14 protein-coding genes are annotated in these 16314 nt (G+C 53.3%); 6 read left to right on the plus strand and 8 right to left on the minus strand.

The features are described 5' to 3' along the window. From ACLJQD_RS03525 to sthE, 3 genes are read left to right on the plus strand one after another with little or no spacing between them, the layout of a single operon-like run. Nucleotides 1–2538, plus strand: coding sequence for a fimbrial outer membrane usher protein (locus ACLJQD_RS03525; RefSeq protein WP_017441772.1), 2538 nt, complete (start codon nucleotides 1–3; stop codon nucleotides 2536–2538). A gap of 17 nt (nucleotides 2539–2555) precedes the next feature. Next, nucleotides 2556–3113 (plus strand): fimbrial protein, encoded by a 558-nt coding sequence (locus ACLJQD_RS03530; protein WP_001647478.1) that lies wholly within the window; start codon nucleotides 2556–2558, stop codon nucleotides 3111–3113. Between the two features lie 41 nt (nucleotides 3114–3154). Continuing rightward, nucleotides 3155–4240 carry a fimbrial major subunit SthE gene (gene sthE, locus ACLJQD_RS03535; protein ID WP_017441771.1) on the plus strand — a complete coding sequence of 362 codons (1086 nt, stop codon included), beginning with the start codon at nucleotides 3155–3157 and terminating at the stop codon, nucleotides 4238–4240. Nucleotides 4241–4297: 57 nt separating this feature from the next. On the opposite strand, the gene creD is transcribed toward sthE, so the two are convergent. The 4 genes from creD to creA are packed head-to-tail and all read right to left on the minus strand — an operon-like array spanning nucleotide 4298 to nucleotide 8304. Then, nucleotides 4298–5647, minus strand: a complete 1350-nt coding sequence (gene creD / locus ACLJQD_RS03540) for a cell envelope integrity protein CreD (RefSeq protein ID WP_017441770.1) — start codon at nucleotides 5645–5647, stop codon at nucleotides 4298–4300. A 57-nt stretch (nucleotides 5648–5704) separates the two neighbouring features. Next, entirely contained in the window at nucleotides 5705–7129 is a 1425-nt protein-coding gene (creC, locus tag ACLJQD_RS03545) for a two-component system sensor histidine kinase CreC (protein ID WP_017441769.1), read from the minus strand. Further along, complete coding sequence (gene creB, locus ACLJQD_RS03550) at nucleotides 7129–7818, minus strand: two-component system response regulator CreB (protein ID WP_001187046.1); 690 nt, start codon at nucleotides 7816–7818, stop codon at nucleotides 7129–7131. The genes creC and creB overlap by 1 nt, the downstream gene beginning before the upstream one ends. A 12-nt stretch (nucleotides 7819–7830) precedes the next feature. Continuing rightward, nucleotides 7831–8304, minus strand: a complete 474-nt coding sequence (creA, locus tag ACLJQD_RS03555) for a protein CreA (RefSeq protein WP_000875811.1) — start codon at nucleotides 8302–8304, stop codon at nucleotides 7831–7833. Nucleotides 8305–8515: 211 nt separating this feature from the next. Here creA and robA point away from each other — a divergent pair, with 211 nt between their 5' ends. After that, nucleotides 8516–9385 carry an MDR efflux pump AcrAB transcriptional activator RobA gene (gene robA / locus ACLJQD_RS03560; RefSeq protein ID WP_000371685.1) on the plus strand — a complete coding sequence of 290 codons (870 nt, stop codon included), beginning with the start codon at nucleotides 8516–8518 and terminating at the stop codon, nucleotides 9383–9385. Here the strand turns inward: robA and gpmB are convergent. Then, nucleotides 9382–10029: a 2,3-diphosphoglycerate-dependent phosphoglycerate mutase GpmB gene (gene gpmB, locus ACLJQD_RS03565; protein ID WP_000942363.1), complete on the minus strand. Its 648-nt coding sequence runs from the start codon at nucleotides 10027–10029 to the stop codon at nucleotides 9382–9384. The two genes, robA and gpmB, sit on opposite strands and share 4 nt — an antisense overlap. Nucleotides 10030–10077: 48 nt before the next feature. On the opposite strand from gpmB, the gene yjjX reads away from it, so the two are divergent. After that, nucleotides 10078–10593 (plus strand): inosine/xanthosine triphosphatase, encoded by a 516-nt coding sequence (gene yjjX / locus ACLJQD_RS03570; RefSeq protein WP_000554310.1) that lies wholly within the window; start codon nucleotides 10078–10080, stop codon nucleotides 10591–10593. A gap of 101 nt (nucleotides 10594–10694) precedes the next feature. Here yjjX and trpR read toward each other — a convergent pair whose 3' ends face one another. Both trpR and sltY read right to left on the minus strand, forming a co-directional pair. After that, nucleotides 10695–11021, minus strand: coding sequence for a trp operon repressor (gene trpR / locus ACLJQD_RS03575; RefSeq protein ID WP_000192004.1), 327 nt, complete (start codon nucleotides 11019–11021; stop codon nucleotides 10695–10697). 57 nt (nucleotides 11022–11078) lie between these two features. After that, a complete protein-coding gene (gene sltY / locus ACLJQD_RS03580; RefSeq protein WP_000373267.1) occupies nucleotides 11079–13016 on the minus strand; it encodes a murein transglycosylase in 1938 nt (645 codons plus the stop codon). A gap of 208 nt (nucleotides 13017–13224) precedes the next feature. On the opposite strand from sltY, the gene ettA reads away from it, so the two are divergent. Then, the gene (gene ettA, locus ACLJQD_RS03585; RefSeq protein ID WP_000046770.1) at nucleotides 13225–14892 is read left to right on the plus strand and encodes an energy-dependent translational throttle protein EttA; all 1668 of its coding nucleotides are present in this window, start codon (nucleotides 13225–13227) and stop codon (nucleotides 14890–14892) included. A 117-nt stretch (nucleotides 14893–15009) separates the two neighbouring features. Here the strand turns inward: ettA and nadR are convergent, their stop codons facing one another. Further along, complete coding sequence (nadR, locus tag ACLJQD_RS03590; RefSeq protein ID WP_000093829.1) at nucleotides 15010–16242, minus strand: multifunctional transcriptional regulator/nicotinamide-nucleotide adenylyltransferase/ribosylnicotinamide kinase NadR; 1233 nt, start codon at nucleotides 16240–16242, stop codon at nucleotides 15010–15012. Nucleotides 16243–16314 lie beyond the last annotated feature (72 nt).

Raw genomic sequence — 16314 nt, forward strand, 5'->3', positions numbered from 1 at the left:
GTGCAATTCTCCAGAGTAGAGCCCCGTTCTCAATTAGCGTTATCGTTTCTGTTTATATGCTGTTCCATAAAGCCAGCGTTAGCGCATGATCATTTTAATCCATTATCGTTGGAAAATGATGAACCGGGCGTGGAGAATGTCGATCTATCGGTTTTCGAAAAGGGGGGGCAGGCAGAAGGCACCTATAATGTTGATATTTATATTAATAACACCAGTGTTGAAACAAAAAATATTGCCTTTAAAAATAAAAAATCAGCAGATAATAAGCTCTCCCTACAGCCGTGTCTTAGCGTTGAACAACTCAAGCAGTGGGGCGTAAAAACAGAAAACTTCCCCGAGCTTAAAAATGACCCAAACGGGTGTACCGATCTTAGTCTGCTGGCTGGCGCTGTAGCAAAGTTTAATGTCATCGGTAACCGGCTGGATTTAGCGATCCCTCAAATCGCGTTGATCGCCGACCCGCGAGAATTCGTCCCTACCAGCGAATGGGATGAAGGCATTAATGCTTTTTTGCTGAACTACAGTTTTACCGGATCGCAGGATCACGATATTGATGAAAACCGGACGGAAAATAGCGAATACGCCAACCTGCGCCCTGGTATTAACATTGGCGCATGGCGTTTTCGTAACTACTCAACCTGGAATCATGACAGCGATGGGCAAAATAGCTGGGATTCTGCCTACACCTATGTTTCTCGCGATATCGAATTTTTAAAAGGACAGCTGATCGCCGGGGAAAATAACACGCCCGCGGACGTCTTTGACAGTATTTCATTTAAGGGCGTACAGATCTCTTCTGATGACGATATGTTGCCGGACAGTATGAAAGGGTTCGCCCCAGTCATTCGCGGGGTGGCCAAAAGCAGCGCGCAGGTAACCGTTGAACAAAACGGTTATACCATCTACAAAACTAACGTTCCGGCGGGTCCATTCGCCATCAACGATCTTTATCCAACCGGCGGTTCGGGAGACCTGTACGTCACCATCAAAGAATCCGATGGTTCTGAACAGCATTTCATTGTGCCCTACGCCAGCGTTCCGGTATTACAGCGTGAAGGCCACCTGAAATACGACCTGACGGTAGGCCGCACGCGTTCATCAGATTCGCATTCCGCGCAACAGAATTTCGCAGAACTGACGGCCTTATACGGATTAGCAGGCGGCATAACCGCCTATGGCGGAATAGAGAGTACGCTGAGCAATGATGTTTATCATGCGGCGCTCATCGGGACAGGCTTAAACCTTGGCGATCTGGGCGCATTGTCTTTAGACGTCACCAACTCATGGTCAAAAATTAAAGCAGGCGATGTGGTTAGCGATACGCTTACCGGACAGTCCTGGCGTATTCGTTACAGCAAAGATATTCAGTCAACAGGTACCAATTTCACTGTCGCCGGTTACCGTTATTCGACCAAAGATTACTACGCTCTTGAGGATGTGCTGGATACCTATAGCGATAATAGTCACTATGATCATGTTCGTAATCGCACCGACCTGTCGTTGTCGCAAGACATTATCTACGGTTCCATTTCACTCACTTTATATAATGAAGATTACTGGAATGACACTCATACCACATCATTAGGTATTGGCTATAACAACACATGGCATAACGTAAGCTATGGCATTAACTATTCTTATACGCTGAACGCCGATAATTCTCAGGATGAAGACGACGATACGGAAGACAGTAATGACCAGCAAATTTCAATCAATATTAGTATTCCGTTAGATGCCTTTATGCCGTCAACGTATGCCACCTACAATATGAACTCCGCGAAAGACGGCGATACCACGCATACTGTCGGTTTAAACGGAACAGCGCTGGCACAGAAAAATCTCTCATGGAGCGTTCAGGAAGGTTATTCCTCTCAAGAGAAAGCCACCAGCGGTAATGTGAGCGCAACCTATAACGGGACGTATGCGGATATTAACGGCGGGTATAGCTACGATAATCATATGCGTCGCCTGAATTATGGCGTTCAGGGCGGCGTACTGTTACATCGAAATGGCCTGACACCATCCCAGCCAATGGACGACACCATCATATTGGTTAAAGCCCCTGGCGCAGCGGGTGTCCCCGTGAATAACGAAACGGGCGTGGACACCGATTTTCGGGGCTATGCCGTCGTACCTTATGCTTCGCCTTACCATCGTAATGAAGTGTCTTTAGATACGACGGGCATTAGAAAAAATATTGAGCTCATTGATACCAGTAAAACGCTGGTGCCTACCCGTGGCGCGGTGGTCAGGGCTGAATATAAAACCAATATTGGTTACAAGGCATTGATGGTATTAACCCGCATAAACAATCTGCCTGTTCCTTTTGGCGCGACCGTCTCGTCTTTAACAAAACCAGACAATCACAGCAGTTTTGTTGGTGATGCGGGGCAAGCCTGGTTAACCGGACTGGAAAAACAAGGGCGGTTATTAGTGAAGTGGGGGCCAACAGCAGCAGACCGGTGTCAGGTCTCTTATCGTATACCGAGCTCCCCCTCCGCTTCTGGCGTAGAAATCTTACACGAGCAATGCCAGTGATTCTGGTGGGATAAAAGATGAATATGAACAGATTTGCTGCATTAGCCGCCCTGTTAACGTTCACGGGTCTGGCATTATGGTCGCCCTCGATCAGCGCGGCATACAATACCGCAGATGCCGTAGACATTAACGTTACGGGATTAATTTATGCCGATCCGTGTACCGTGACGGTCCCCGACACGATCTCTCTTGGACAATATGCCCGGGCGGATATCGCCGTGGCCGGTGGCAATACCGCCACCATTCCTTTCACCATAAAAATGACGAATTGCCCGGCAACGACCACAAAAGCCGCGATTTCATTTAATGGCGTACCTTATCCCGATCCAAATTATGCTTCTGCGATTTATGCAAACAGCGCGGCCAATCCGGCGCAGGATTTAGGCTTACAGCTTTTTAATCTTGATGGCAAAAGTCTGGTCAACCTGGCCAACAACGTCACGTATACGGTGGATGTTAACAGTAATACCCATGAAGCCAATTTGCCTGTCGCCGCAAGGATGTATACCCCGTATGGAAAAGTCACGGCAGGGGATTTCACGTCCGTTGTGACGATCACTATCGCATGGCAATAACATCTTTCTATTTTCACCTGGTATAAAAGCAGGAATTTTTCATGAGAAGGTTATATCTGGCGCTTATTCTGCTGTTCGCGTACTCCAGTTATGGTTACGCTTCCTGTAAACGTTCCGGTAATGAAGGCGCGATCACTATCACCCCGCCGTCGCAGCTTGTGGTGGATAGCCACGCCTATACCGCAGGCGAGGTGTTGTGGCAATCGGGCTGGGTTTCCACCTCCGAAGTCACAATGGATGGCTGTAGTCGCGATTATAAGGTCGGTTTTTTATATGAACCCGGTAGCGCGCAGTCAAATACATCAGCGACAATCAATGCGAATGACGGGAACAACACGCCGGTATTTAGCACCGGGATTTCCGGCGTGGGCGTTGCGATTAAAACCCAAACGAATGCTGGCCCTTACGATAATGTCATGCCAATCGATAATACCTACCATAATGGCGATGGCAATAAAACACACCATGCGATGGCTCCCGCCTACAATGTTGAACTGGTCGCCTTAGGCGGTCCGATCACCTCCGGTACCGCGACATTCCAAAGTCCACTGGCGCGCGTATCTTTTCGCGATAGCGCAACGGAAGACTCCGGCGGCGATATCCTGACCCATCTGTATTTGGGGAATACGCAATTGATTATGAAAGCGATGGGATGTCGGGTAGAAACACCTGCCATCACCGTGGATTTAGGCAGCGTCAATTTAGGCAGTTTCGCTAACAGTCAAACCGCGGGCACAGGCGAGCAGGATATCTTATTGACCTGCGAACAAGGCACCGCCATTTCCGCATCGTTAAGCGCCCAGCCTGCCAGCGGAAATAATCCTGATAATTCAGTCATCCAGTTGAGCAATGCAAGCGCGCCAACCAGCGCAACCGGCGTTGGCGTACAGTTGGGTATTCAGGCGCCGGACGCCGGTTTCTTTACCGACAGTTTGCCAATCAATCAAAAAATTGATCTCTTTACTCACACGATTACCACCAATGCCGATGGCAGCCAGACGGTTAACGGCGGAACCATGAATATGTCGACCACCCTGAAAATTAGCGCGCGCTACTATAAAACCGCCGCCACGGTAACGGCCGGGCAAGCGAATGCCACGGCAACATTAAACCTGACCTATAACTAACGGCATCACATTTTCTGGCGCTGCGCGGGAAAACGTTAACGCGCGCGCCCGTTAGATTTATTTCCACAAACGTAATTCGTCATCTTGTACTGGCGGTAATGACTTACGTTGCTGACAAGAGAGCGAATACCAGTCCAGATGGCGCGTCAGGAACATCACGCCGCCAAGCGCCAGTAGCAGAACGCCGGTACCCAGAAGCAACGAGCTATCTTCCGAACGCAGCAATCCCCACATCACGCCATCCAGCGCCAATAACGCTAACGTAAACAGTACGCTATTGCGCCATCCTTTCAGCACCGCCTGCAAATAAACGCTATTCATCAACGCGCCCACCAGGCTGGCGGCGATCCAGGCTGGCGTGAAACCGATATGTTCCGACAGTGCCAGCAATAGCAGGTAGAACATCACCAGCGATAACCCCACCAGCAGATACTGCATCGGGTGTAACCGCTGCCCCGTCAGGGTTTCGAAGACAAAGAACGCCATAAACGTTAGCGTAATCAACAAAATGGCATATTTCGTCGCTCTGTCCGTCAGTTGATACTGATCGGCTGGCGTCGATACAGCGACGCTAAACGCTGGTAAGTTGTCCCAATCCACCTTTTGCGCATCAGCAAACTGTTCGCCGAGATTCGTGGCAAACCGGCTGGTTTGCCACTGGGCCTGAAATCCTGAACCGCTGATTTCGCGTTTACCGGGAAGAAAATCCCCCACAAAATTTGGGTGCGGCCAGTTACTGGTCAGGGTCATTTCACTGCTACGCCCGACGGGAACCAGTGAAAAGCTGCCGGTTCCGCTTAAATTTAACGACATATCCAACGTCAGGTTACGCGTCGCCCACTGACTGTCCGGCAGCGGGATATGAATGCCCTCTCTACTTTCCGGTAAGCCAGTCCCCGGTTCTACAGTGAGCGTTTCACCATTCACCTGCGGCGCTTTTACTGCGCTGATACCGCGCGCATCGCCGACGCCCACGACGATAAAGGGCTTTCCAAGGGTAATGTTCGGTCTGTTCAGCTCATGCAGACGGGCCACATCAAACTCCGCCTTTATCGCCATATCGGTATGCCACACCTGCCCCTGATAAATACCTATTTTTCGCGCTTCAACGTTTTGATTGCCTTCGACCAATAGCGACTCCGGCAACCAAAAATAGAGATAGCTGCGCTTATACTGGACCTCTTTCTCCTCTTCCAGCACGGTATAGAGCTCTGTCACCGGAACCGCCACCAGCGGGCCGACAACCTTTTGTGGGCCGCTGGTACTCTGACGAATAGCGGCTTCTACATGGCTTCGATAATCAGCACGTTCCACGATGGTGTGCCGTACCATCATCAGGGGAATTAACAGCAGGATCATGGCGCCGCCTAACGTAATCATTTTCCACAACAGGGGGGATTTCAACATAGCGTTCTCCTTTGCAATGCCAGCAGTGTAAGAACGCGATGTGGGGAGAATTTGAAGTTATGTGAAGTGACGGTGAAGTGTCAACGAGGCCAGCACGCCGCCTTCGGGACGATTGCACAACGTCACCTCACCGTTGAGGAGTCGCGCCGCCTCGCTGACAAACGCCAGTCCAAGCCCACTGCTTTTACGCCCGTTTTCACGGGGCAACGAATAGAACCGGTCGAAAATGCGCGGCAGCGCAAAATCAGGAATACCACAGCCGGAATCCGTCACCTGCAGGATCGCTTTCTCCCCCATCGGCTGAGCGCTTAATGTGATAACGCCATTTTCAGGCGTAAAGTCGATGGCATTGTCCAACACATTGCCCAGCGCCTGCGCCAGAAGCTCCGCGTCGGCGACGACAACCAGCGAGGAAGGCCGTAGAGTAAGGGTGATATTTTTTGCCGCCAACTGAATACTGCGTGCCTCGCTAAGCTGCGTAAATAGCTCATCAACAGCAACCGGCGCGAGAGGGATATCCTGCCGGTTTTCCAGCCGCGCCTGGCGCAGCAGGGTCTCTACCAGCGCCTGCATTCGCGTATTTTGCGCCAGTATATTCTCTGTAAAGCGGGTAACCACATCCGCGGGCGGTCCTTCACGCAGAATCTCCGCCGCGCCGCGTATCGCCGCCAGCGGACTTTTCAGCTCATGAGTCAACGCATACACGTACTGCTCAATCTCATTCTTGCCTTCCAGCTTAATGCGCATACTCTCCAGCGCCTGCGCCAGTTTACGCAGCTCGCTGCTGCCTAATGCAGGTAACGCAAGCGGGCGGTTTTCGGTGACAGAATCCGCATAGCGCGTCAACCGGGCGATGGAGCGGTTAATCCACCAGACCATCCCCGCGCCAATCGCCAGCGCAATTCCCAGTAAAACGGCGCTGGCCCACAGAATGCGCCGTTCGCTGCGCTTAATCACCGGCGCCATTGCCGCATTCGGTTTACCGACAGACAGGACGCCGATAATCCGTCCATCGCTGATTATCGGCGCGGCTACGTACATCACGGTGCTATTGGGATCGGCAGCATCTTTTGCCGTGCTGCGGGCGCCATACTGTCCGCGCAGCGTAAGCCAGACGTCATTCCAGCGAGAATAATCCTGCCCCACCGCTTTGTTTTCCGAATCAAACAACACCTTCCCCTGCGCATCCGTCATGTAGACATGGTATTCATTGCGCACTTTGACGATCCCGCTGATATTGGCGCGAAACGGGCGATGTTGCAGTTGGGCGAATGCCTTCGCCAACTGGCCGTCAGTCGGGTTGCCGGAAAGGAGATCGTCGCGGGCCAGCGCCGCCAGCAGCGTCGCGGTGTCAATCAGCGTCCCTTCCGTCGCGCGGCGGACGCCCGGCTTTATCTCCTGAACAAAGATAGACAGCACAAACACGGCGGCGACGGCGACAATAAGAAAGTAGCCCAGCAGCAAACGCATTCCGATGCGCATCAGACGCTCCTCAGGCTGTATCCCATTCCACGATGCGTGTTAATTGGCGAGAGATCCGGGTTGATCGCGCGTAGCTTAGCGCGCAGGGTTTTGATGTGTGTATCGACCGTCCGATCGAAGGTCTCCTGGGCATCAGACCAGACAATATCCATCAATTGCTGGCGCGAGTACACGCGCTCCGGCGACAGTAGCAGGGTTTTAAGGAGCAGAAATTCATAACGCGTCAGCGAGAGCGGCGTACCAAACCAGGCGATCTGCGCCGCCGGTTCATTGAGTTCAAAATGTCCGGTACGCACCACCGGCGACGGTGCAGCAAACTTTTTCACCCGGCGCAGCAGCGTGCGCACGCGGGCGCTCACTTCGCGCGGCGAGAACGGCTTGGCGACATAATCATCTGCGCCGATCTCCAGACCAAGCAATCGATCCACTTCATCGCTACGGGCAGTCAGGAAAAGAATCGGCAGCGCAGGATGGCGTTCCAGCAACTGCCGACACAGCTCAAAGCCGCTGATATCCGGCAGTCCCACATCGAGAATCACCGCATCCGGCCGTTGCTGACGCGCTTTTTCCAGCGCGGGCAGCCCGCGAGCGAATAGCTCAACGGTAAACCCTTCCAGTTGCAGGGTGTAGATGAGCGTATCGGCGATTCCCTGTTCATCCTCGACTAACCAGACCTGCGGTTGCTGCATACTCTTTCCCTGTTATTGTCGCCACGGCATGACCGGCACCGCGCTGATGGCGTTCTTCGGCGACCCGTCGACTACTTTGTCGGAGTAGGCCAGATACGCCAGCGTGTTGCGTTTCTCATCATAGAAACGCACGACCTGCAATGACTTAAATATCAATGAGGTGCGTTTTTTGAAAACCACCTCTCCCTGCGCCTTGCCGTTCTTAATTTTGTCGCTCAGTTCAATAGGCCCGACCTGCTGACAAGAGATGGCGGCGTCAGACGTATCTTCCGCCAGCCCCAATCCGCCTTTTATGCCGCCCGTTTTCGCCCGGCTAACATAGCACGTCACGTTTTTGACATCAGGATCGTCAAAAGCTTCCACCACGATTTTATGGTCAGGACCGAACATTTTAAATACCGTATCGACTGAACCAATTTGTTCCGCGCGGGCGCTCTGCCCCAGCAGCAACAAAATTGAGAAAAGTACTAAGCTCTTGTATTTCATATTGTTACCATTCATAAAAGTTACATTGCGTAATTATTAGACATTCTAAAATAAAATGGTTATAGATCACAGGATTAGAATAATTACCTGTCACGTTGCCTAAAAAAAGCATTTAAGCTCAAAAAAAACACTGAATGCTAAAAGAACAAAAAATGCTATTATCCTCTTACCTGATATCGGGTGCTCGTTGTTGAAAGGATGGGGATATTTTATGGATCAGGCTGGCATAATTCGCGACCTGTTAATCTGGCTGGAAGGTCATCTGGATCAGCCGCTGTCACTTGACAATGTGGCGGCAAAAGCAGGCTATTCCAAGTGGCACCTGCAGAGAATGTTTAAGGACGTGACGGGCCACGCCATTGGCGCTTACATCCGCGCCCGTCGTTTATCGAAATCAGCAGTGGCGCTGCGTTTGACCGCGCGTCCAATTCTGGATATTGCTCTTCAGTACCGCTTCGATTCTCAGCAAACCTTTACGCGCGCCTTTAAGAAACAGTTTTCCCAGACGCCAGCGCTGTATCGTCGCTCCTCGGAATGGAGCGCCTTTGGCATTCGCCCGCCATTACGGCTGGGCGAGTTTACCGTGCCGGAACATCAGTTCGTTACGCTGGAAGATACGCCGCTCCTTGGCGTCACGCAGAGCTATTCCTGCTCGCTGGAACAGATTTCCGACTTCCGCCACGAAATGCGCGTGCAATTCTGGCATGATTTCCTCGGTCATTCGCCAACTATTCCGCCAGTGCTTTATGGGCTTAATGAAACGCGCCCCAGCATGGAGAAAGACGATGAGCAGGAAGTATTCTATACCACCGCACTGCCGCAAGAGCAGGCCGATGGCTATGTTCAGTCGGCGCATCCTGTGCTGTTGCAGGGCGGTGAATACGTCATGTTCACCTATGAAGGGTTAGGAACCGGCGTGCAGGATTTTATCCTGACCGTTTACGGCACCTGTATGCCAATGCTGAATCTGACCCGTCGTAAAGGACAGGATATAGAGCGATACTACCCGTCAGAAGATACCAAAACCGGCGATCGCCCTATCAACCTGCGCTGCGAATTTCTGATCCCGATTCGCCGTTAACGCTGTAGCTCATCCAATGCAGGGGCGTCCAGATGCGAAACGTCCCCTGCGGTTTCTACCACCCACCCAGACGCCAGCCACTGACTTTCCTGGTAATCGATGCGGGAAATAGAGCAGTTGCGCAAACGTAACCGGCGTTCCGCCCAGGCGGGTAGTCCCAGTATAGTACTGACCAGACAGCCCAACGCGATACCGTGACTGACCAATAAAGGTCGGCTGCCCTGCGGTAGCTCCAGACAGGACGCCAGCGCGGCATGAACGCGATCGCTCAACTCCTGCATCGATTCCCCACCGGGAATGCGGCCATCCTGCGTGCCGTTGACTAACTGACGACGCCAGCCCTCTTCTTCTTCCGTCAGCGAATCGATCTGGCGCTTTTCCAGCACGCCCATATCCAGCTCGCGCAGGCGGGAGTCAAAGGTGATATCACACCCGCACGCCTGGGCGATAATCTCCGCCGTGCGTTTTGTGCGGCCTAAATCGCTGCTGATGATATGGGTGATGCCGAGGCTGCGGGCGCGTTCTCCTACCTGCATGGCCTGCTGCTCGCCTTTTGCTGTCAGGGGACTGTCCGATTGGCCCTGAATACGTCGCTCGGCGTTCCACTGCGTTTCACCGTGGCGAACAAGGTATACCTGTAACATGTTTTTTTTCCGTTATACTGCGATAAATTTTTAAAACTGAGCTTAATTATGCACCAGGTTATCTCTGCGACCACCAATCCTGCCAAAATTCAGGCAATTCTACAGGCATTTGAAGAGATTTTCGGCGAAGGATCGTGCCATATTACGCCCGTCGCCGTCGAGAGCGGCGTACCGGAGCAGCCCTTCGGAAGCGAGGAAACGCGTGCTGGCGCACGAAATCGCGTGGATAATGCGCGACGCCTGCATCCACAAGCTGATTTCTGGGTAGCCATTGAAGCCGGAATTGACGATGACGCCACCTTCAGTTGGGTGGTGATTGATAACGGCGTTCAGCGCGGTGAAGCGCGATCGGCCACGCTGCCGCTGCCCGCCGTCATTCTCGACAGAGTCCGCCAGGGAGAAGCGCTTGGCCCGGTGATGTCCCACTATACCGGTATTGACGAGATTGGTCGCAAAGAGGGCGCCATTGGCGTATTTACCGCCGGAAAATTAACGCGCTCCAGCGTTTACTACCAGGCGGTGATCCTGGCGTTAAGCCCGTTTCATAACGCGGTGTATCGATAATTATTTGCGCTATGTTGTAGGCCTGATAAGCACAGCGCCATCAGGCATTTCGCGGCGATGTTGCCGGATGGCCGCTTCGCCTTATCCGGCCTACGAGCAAATCAGGCGCTTTTCAGCAGTACGTTCTCAAGCCAATGACGCAGTTCAACCGGCGCGGATTTCAGGCTGTTTGACCCGCGCGTGATGGTGGCGATGCCCGCCCCCAGCTCGGTTTTCAACTCGCGCTGGCTCATTTCGCCACGCAGCAACTCCTCAATAATGCGCACGCGCGTTCCCAGCGCTTCACGCTCGTCCGGCGTAAGCATCAGTTGTAATAAAGGCAGATGCAGATCCTCTGCATATGCCTGACGGAGTAACTCCACAAAACGAAGCCACTCCTGATTACGTTGTTCGGCGATAGCCGATGAATAAGGGGAATGCTGGGTCATGTTATACCGCCGTTTGTACTGTTACACGAGTACAAATGATAACATAACCCGTCTGCATTAATACCGCCGCTGCCACTCAGAGTCGCTCATTAAGGCCTCTTTCTGCCCCATAAAGTGGCGATAGTAAGCGTCATAGGCCAGAACGTTTTTCACGTAGCCGCGCGTTTCCGAAAAGGGAATGCTTTCGACAAACGCTACGGCATCGATACGCCCGGCGCTATTGCCAAGCCAGGTGCGCACGCGCCCCGGCCCAGCGTTATACGCCGCCGAGGCGAAAATACGGTTATTACCAAACTGCTGATAGACATACTGCAAATAGCTGGTGCCAATGTTGATGTTGGTCTCCGGCTCCAGCAGTTGACCGGGGCCGCGGTAGTCCGGAATCGAAAACATTTTCACCGTATGGGTGGCCGTTCCCGGCATAATCTGCATTAAGCCGCTGGCCCCTACCGGCGATTTTACTTTCGGGTTCCAGGCGCTCTCCTGGCGGGCAATCGCCATGGCATAGCTTTGTGAGATATCTTTTCCGCGGGTATAGCGGGTAAAAAGATCGTTATACGCCAGCGGGAAACGCTCCTCCAGATGATCCCACAGTTTTCCGGCGATCGTCGCCTGTACGCTCAGATCCCACCAGTGCTGGTTAAACGCATAGCGCGCCAGCTGCGCCTGTTCAGATTTACTACGGCTTTTTACCAGATTCGCCCATTCGCTGCGCGCCGTGTTATCCAGGTTCCAGTACATCAGCTCCCGTACACGCGCCATCTCCGGCCCCTGCGTCAACGCGCTGTTTACGTTGGCGGGCGCTTTATCGATTTTAAGCGTGTACTCTTCGCCTAAACGCTGCGCCGCGACCATCGGATAAAAACCGCGCTTCTGCATTAAAGCATGAAGGATCTCTTTCGCTTCGGCGTCACGACCGCGTTCCAGCAATAAATCCGCCTGCCAGTAACGCCACTCGTCTTTCTCTTTCGCCTCCATTGGCAGGCGGGCAAGCCAGGTATTGAGACCGCGACGATCGCCCATCCCCAGCGCCATACGCACGCGCCGCTCAATAAGCGACGTCGATTGCGAGCGCATAATCGCGTCATCGCGCCATTTCGCCTGTGCATCGGTCACATCGTTGCCCATCAGTCGCCAGGCAACGATATCGCGCAGCGCCTGCGTTTGTTCCTCATTAAGTTTCTGCGCCTGTACCAGCGAGGGGATCATCAGACGCGCATTTTCCGCGTCCTGGCGGGCGACGCTGGCAAACGCGACTTCCGCCATCTGGCGGGTAAAATCGGTGGCGCCGGTGGTGCGTGCGAAGGTCAACACGTTATCAGGGTCATTAGCCAGGGTAATGATCGCTGAGGCGATCGTTTGATATTCCGCCGGCATCTGTCCGGCCAGCACCGTAACCAACCCCGTATTCCCGGCTTTCATCGCCAGCCGAATACGTTCCAGATACGCCAGCGGGTCTTGCTTGCCGGAGGCCCGCCAGACGCTGAACAGTTTATCGCAGGCATTCGGCTGGCTTTTGCCGGTCAGCCAAAGGTCTTTCGCGCCCTGCCAGGCCGCTTCCGTTTGCCCGGTACTCCATTTCGCGTAGTAATAGTTACATTGCGCTTCCGTGGTGCCGGGTTTCTCCGGGCTAAACGCCAGCAAGCCGCGCCAGTCTTCACGACGCGCCAGCTCATTGACGAAGCGTGATTGCAGCGTACGCGCAGGCGGAAGCGTAGGATTGGCGCGCACAAACTGCGTGACAGCAATCGCCGGTTGGTTCATCAAATCGTCGGTGATCTTACGGTATTCCAGATACGGGTAGAGCGGATAATCTTTCAGACCCGGCATCATCTGCTCTACCACATCCATCTGGCGGTTGTCCCAGGCCTGCTTAATCTGCGCATAGCGGTTACGCTGCTCTTCCAGTGAGTCGGCCCGCGCGAGGTGACAAAAGGTCAGCAGGCATACGCTGGCGGCGACGAGACGCCAGACAAATGGTTTGGCTCTATCCACAAGCACTTCCTCAATTGTTATCCAATGCAGCATCATGCCGCGTAATGAATTTATGCTAACCAGTCATAGCCATTTGCGCCACGTTACGGACACTTTTTTACTTTTATTGCGAGTGCGATCTGCTGGCTGGGCTTAGGCAGGGAAAAAGGCTACACTTCGCCTTTGAAATCTATTCACCATCACGATAAACATAGAGGCGAAGTCCAACGTGGCTCAATTCGTTTATACCATGCATCGTGTCGGCAAAGTGGTTCCGCCGAAACGTCATATTCTGAAAAACATCTCGCTGAGCTTCTTCCCTGGCGCCAAAATCGGCGTGCTGGGCCTTAACGGCGCCGGTAAGTCTACCCTGCTGCGCATCATGGCGGGTCTCGATAAAGATATCGAGGGTGAAGCGCGCCCGCAGCCCGGCATTAAGATTGGCTACCTGCCGCAGGAACCTCAGCTAAACCCGGAACACACGGTACGCGAGTCGATTGAAGAGGCCGTTTCGGAAGTGGTTAACGCCCTCAAACGTCTGGATGAAGTGTACGCGCTGTACGCCGATCCGGATGCCGACTTCGACAAGCTGGCGGCAGAGCAAGGCCGGCTTGAAGAGATTATCCAGGCGCACGACGGTCATAACCTGAACGTGCAACTTGAGCGCGCAGCTGACGCTCTGCGTCTGCCGGACTGGGATGCCAAAGTCGAAAAACTGTCCGGCGGCGAGCGCCGTCGCGTGGCGCTGTGCCGTCTGTTGCTGGAAAAGCCGGATATGCTGCTGCTCGACGAACCCACCAACCACCTGGATGCCGAATCTGTTGCGTGGCTGGAACGTTTCCTGCACGACTTCGAAGGCACCGTCGTGGCGATTACCCACGACCGTTACTTCCTCGATAACGTTGCCGGTTGGATTCTGGAACTTGACCGCGGCGAAGGTATTCCGTGGGAAGGCAACTACTCCTCCTGGCTGGAGCAGAAAGATCAGCGTCTGGCGCAGGAAGCGTCTGCCGAAGCGGCGCGCCGTAAATCCATTGAGAAAGAGCTGGAGTGGGTGCGTCAGGGCGCGAAAGGCCGTCAGTCGAAAGGTAAGGCGCGTCTGGCTCGCTTTGAAGAACTGAACAGCGTTGAGTATCAGAAACGTAACGAAACCAACGAACTGTTTATTCCACCAGGACCGCGTCTGGGCGACAAAGTCATTGAAGTCAGCAACCTGCGTAAATCCTACGGCGACCGCGTACTGATCGACGACCTGAGCTTCTCGGTACCGAAAGGCGCTATCGTCGGGATCATCGGGCCAAACGGCGCGGGTAAATCGACCCTGTTCCGCATGATGTCCGGTCAGGAGCAGCCTGATAGCGGCACCATTACGCTGGGTGAAACCGTCAAGCTGGCCTCGGTCGATCAGTTCCGCGACGCGATGGACAACAGCAAAACCGTCTGGGAAGAAGTGTCCGGCGGGCTGGATATCATGAAGATCGGCAATACCGAAATGCCAAGCCGCGCCTATGTAGGCCGCTTCAACTTCAAAGGCGTCGATCAGGGCAAACGCGTTGGCGAACTGTCCGGCGGTGAGCGCGGTCGTTTGCATCTGGCGAAGCTGCTGCAGGTGGGCGGCAACGTCCTGCTGCTCGACGAACCGACGAACGACCTGGATATCGAAACCCTGCGCGCGCTGGAAAACGCCCTGCTGGAGTTCCCTGGCTGCGCGATGGTTATCTCGCACGACCGTTGGTTCCTTGACCGTATCGCCACCCACATTCTGGATTATCAGGATGAAGGTAAGGTGGAATTCTTCGAAGGCAACTTTACCGAATACGAAGAGTACAAGAAACGCACGCTGGGCGCCGAGGCGCTGGAGCCGAAGCGTATCAAGTACAAGCGTATTGCCAAATAAATGTCTGAATGCCGGGTGGCGCTTGCGCTTACCCGGCCTACAAACCCAGCGATTCCAGTACGTTGTGAAACTGTAGGCCTGATAAGACGCGGTAAGCGTCGCATCAGGCATTGGTTCTTATCCCTGCTCGCCCATCATCTCTTTCACCAGTTCCACACAGCGCAAAAAGCGGCCATCGTAATCAGCCTCTTTAACGTGAACGAACTCAATGTTGTTCTCTTTCAGCATCTCGACCAGCAGGTTCTGGAACGCTTTACGATCCACTGAACTGCCCAGGCTTCGCAGTCCGTCAGCTACCCACGGCGTATTATTCTCCAGCAAAATCACCAGGTCGAAGCGATACTCGTCGATCAGCGCCTGGACAAACGGATGCTCGCGCCCTTCGTATTTTTTGCAAAATGCCTGGGTGGTGACGAAATCGGTATCGATAAACGCCACTTTATTCGCATATTTTACTGCGAAATCAATATATTGCGCATGACCCAGCGCAATTTTATCGTAGTCGGAATACTGTAACGCCATCTCATCGCCGCCCAGATGCGAAAAGACATAGTCGCGGCCATATTCCCAGGCGCTGGTGGTATTAAAAATATTGGCGAGCTTATTGACCAGCGTAGACTTGCCGCTTGATTCCCCGCCCAGAATGGCGACGGTACGCACGAAAAACGGCTTCACTTCGGTAGGAATATATTCCCAGTAACGAAACGGATTTTCGCGGATTTGCGCCCCACTGATATTCATAAACGTGCGTTCAGGATCGACCAGCACCGTCTCAATCCCTAAATGCTCCAGGTACTGCGGCGCATCAGCCTCTTCGGAAGTGTAGATCCAGCTCGGCTGTATTCCCTTCTCTGCCATAAACGCTTTAATGCCGTTGCTCCAGACGTCCCAGCCATGCGGATAAGGCTCCATCCCCTCTTCATTAAAGGCGTGGATGCGAATATTTTTTTGGTATTTGAAGGTTTGCAATAACCAGCGCAGGCGATCCGACACGGTGGGCTGCTGCGACATGGCGCTATCCTCAAACAGTCCGCGGTCGCGCGTATCGTCATATCCCATAATGATGTGCAACTCATCCACCTGGCTACAGGCGCGCTGGATCAAGTAGATGTGTCCGGTATGCAATGGATAAAATTTACCGAACACCACGCCAATGTTTTTCTGTCGGCGGGGAAACTCCAGCCCGAGAAAACGGTGTAGCGCCTCCAGTTTTTGCGCGCTGGGGCTTTTGATTTTGGCGTTAAGTAACTGACTCAGATACCCCTTGGTCATACCGCTGGCGTCAGCCACCTGTTGCAGAGTGCAACCTTGCTGCTTAATCGCGGTTTTGAGATAGTCGAACGATGACACAAGAGCCTCCTGCTGGAAAAATCGCATAACACTGCCTGACGGCGCTTCGCTTATCAGGCCTACAACATCAAT

This window comes from Salmonella sp. SAL04214 (genome assembly GCF_046550615.1).
Classification (GTDB): Bacteria; Pseudomonadota; Gammaproteobacteria; order Enterobacterales; family Enterobacteriaceae; genus Salmonella; species Salmonella enterica.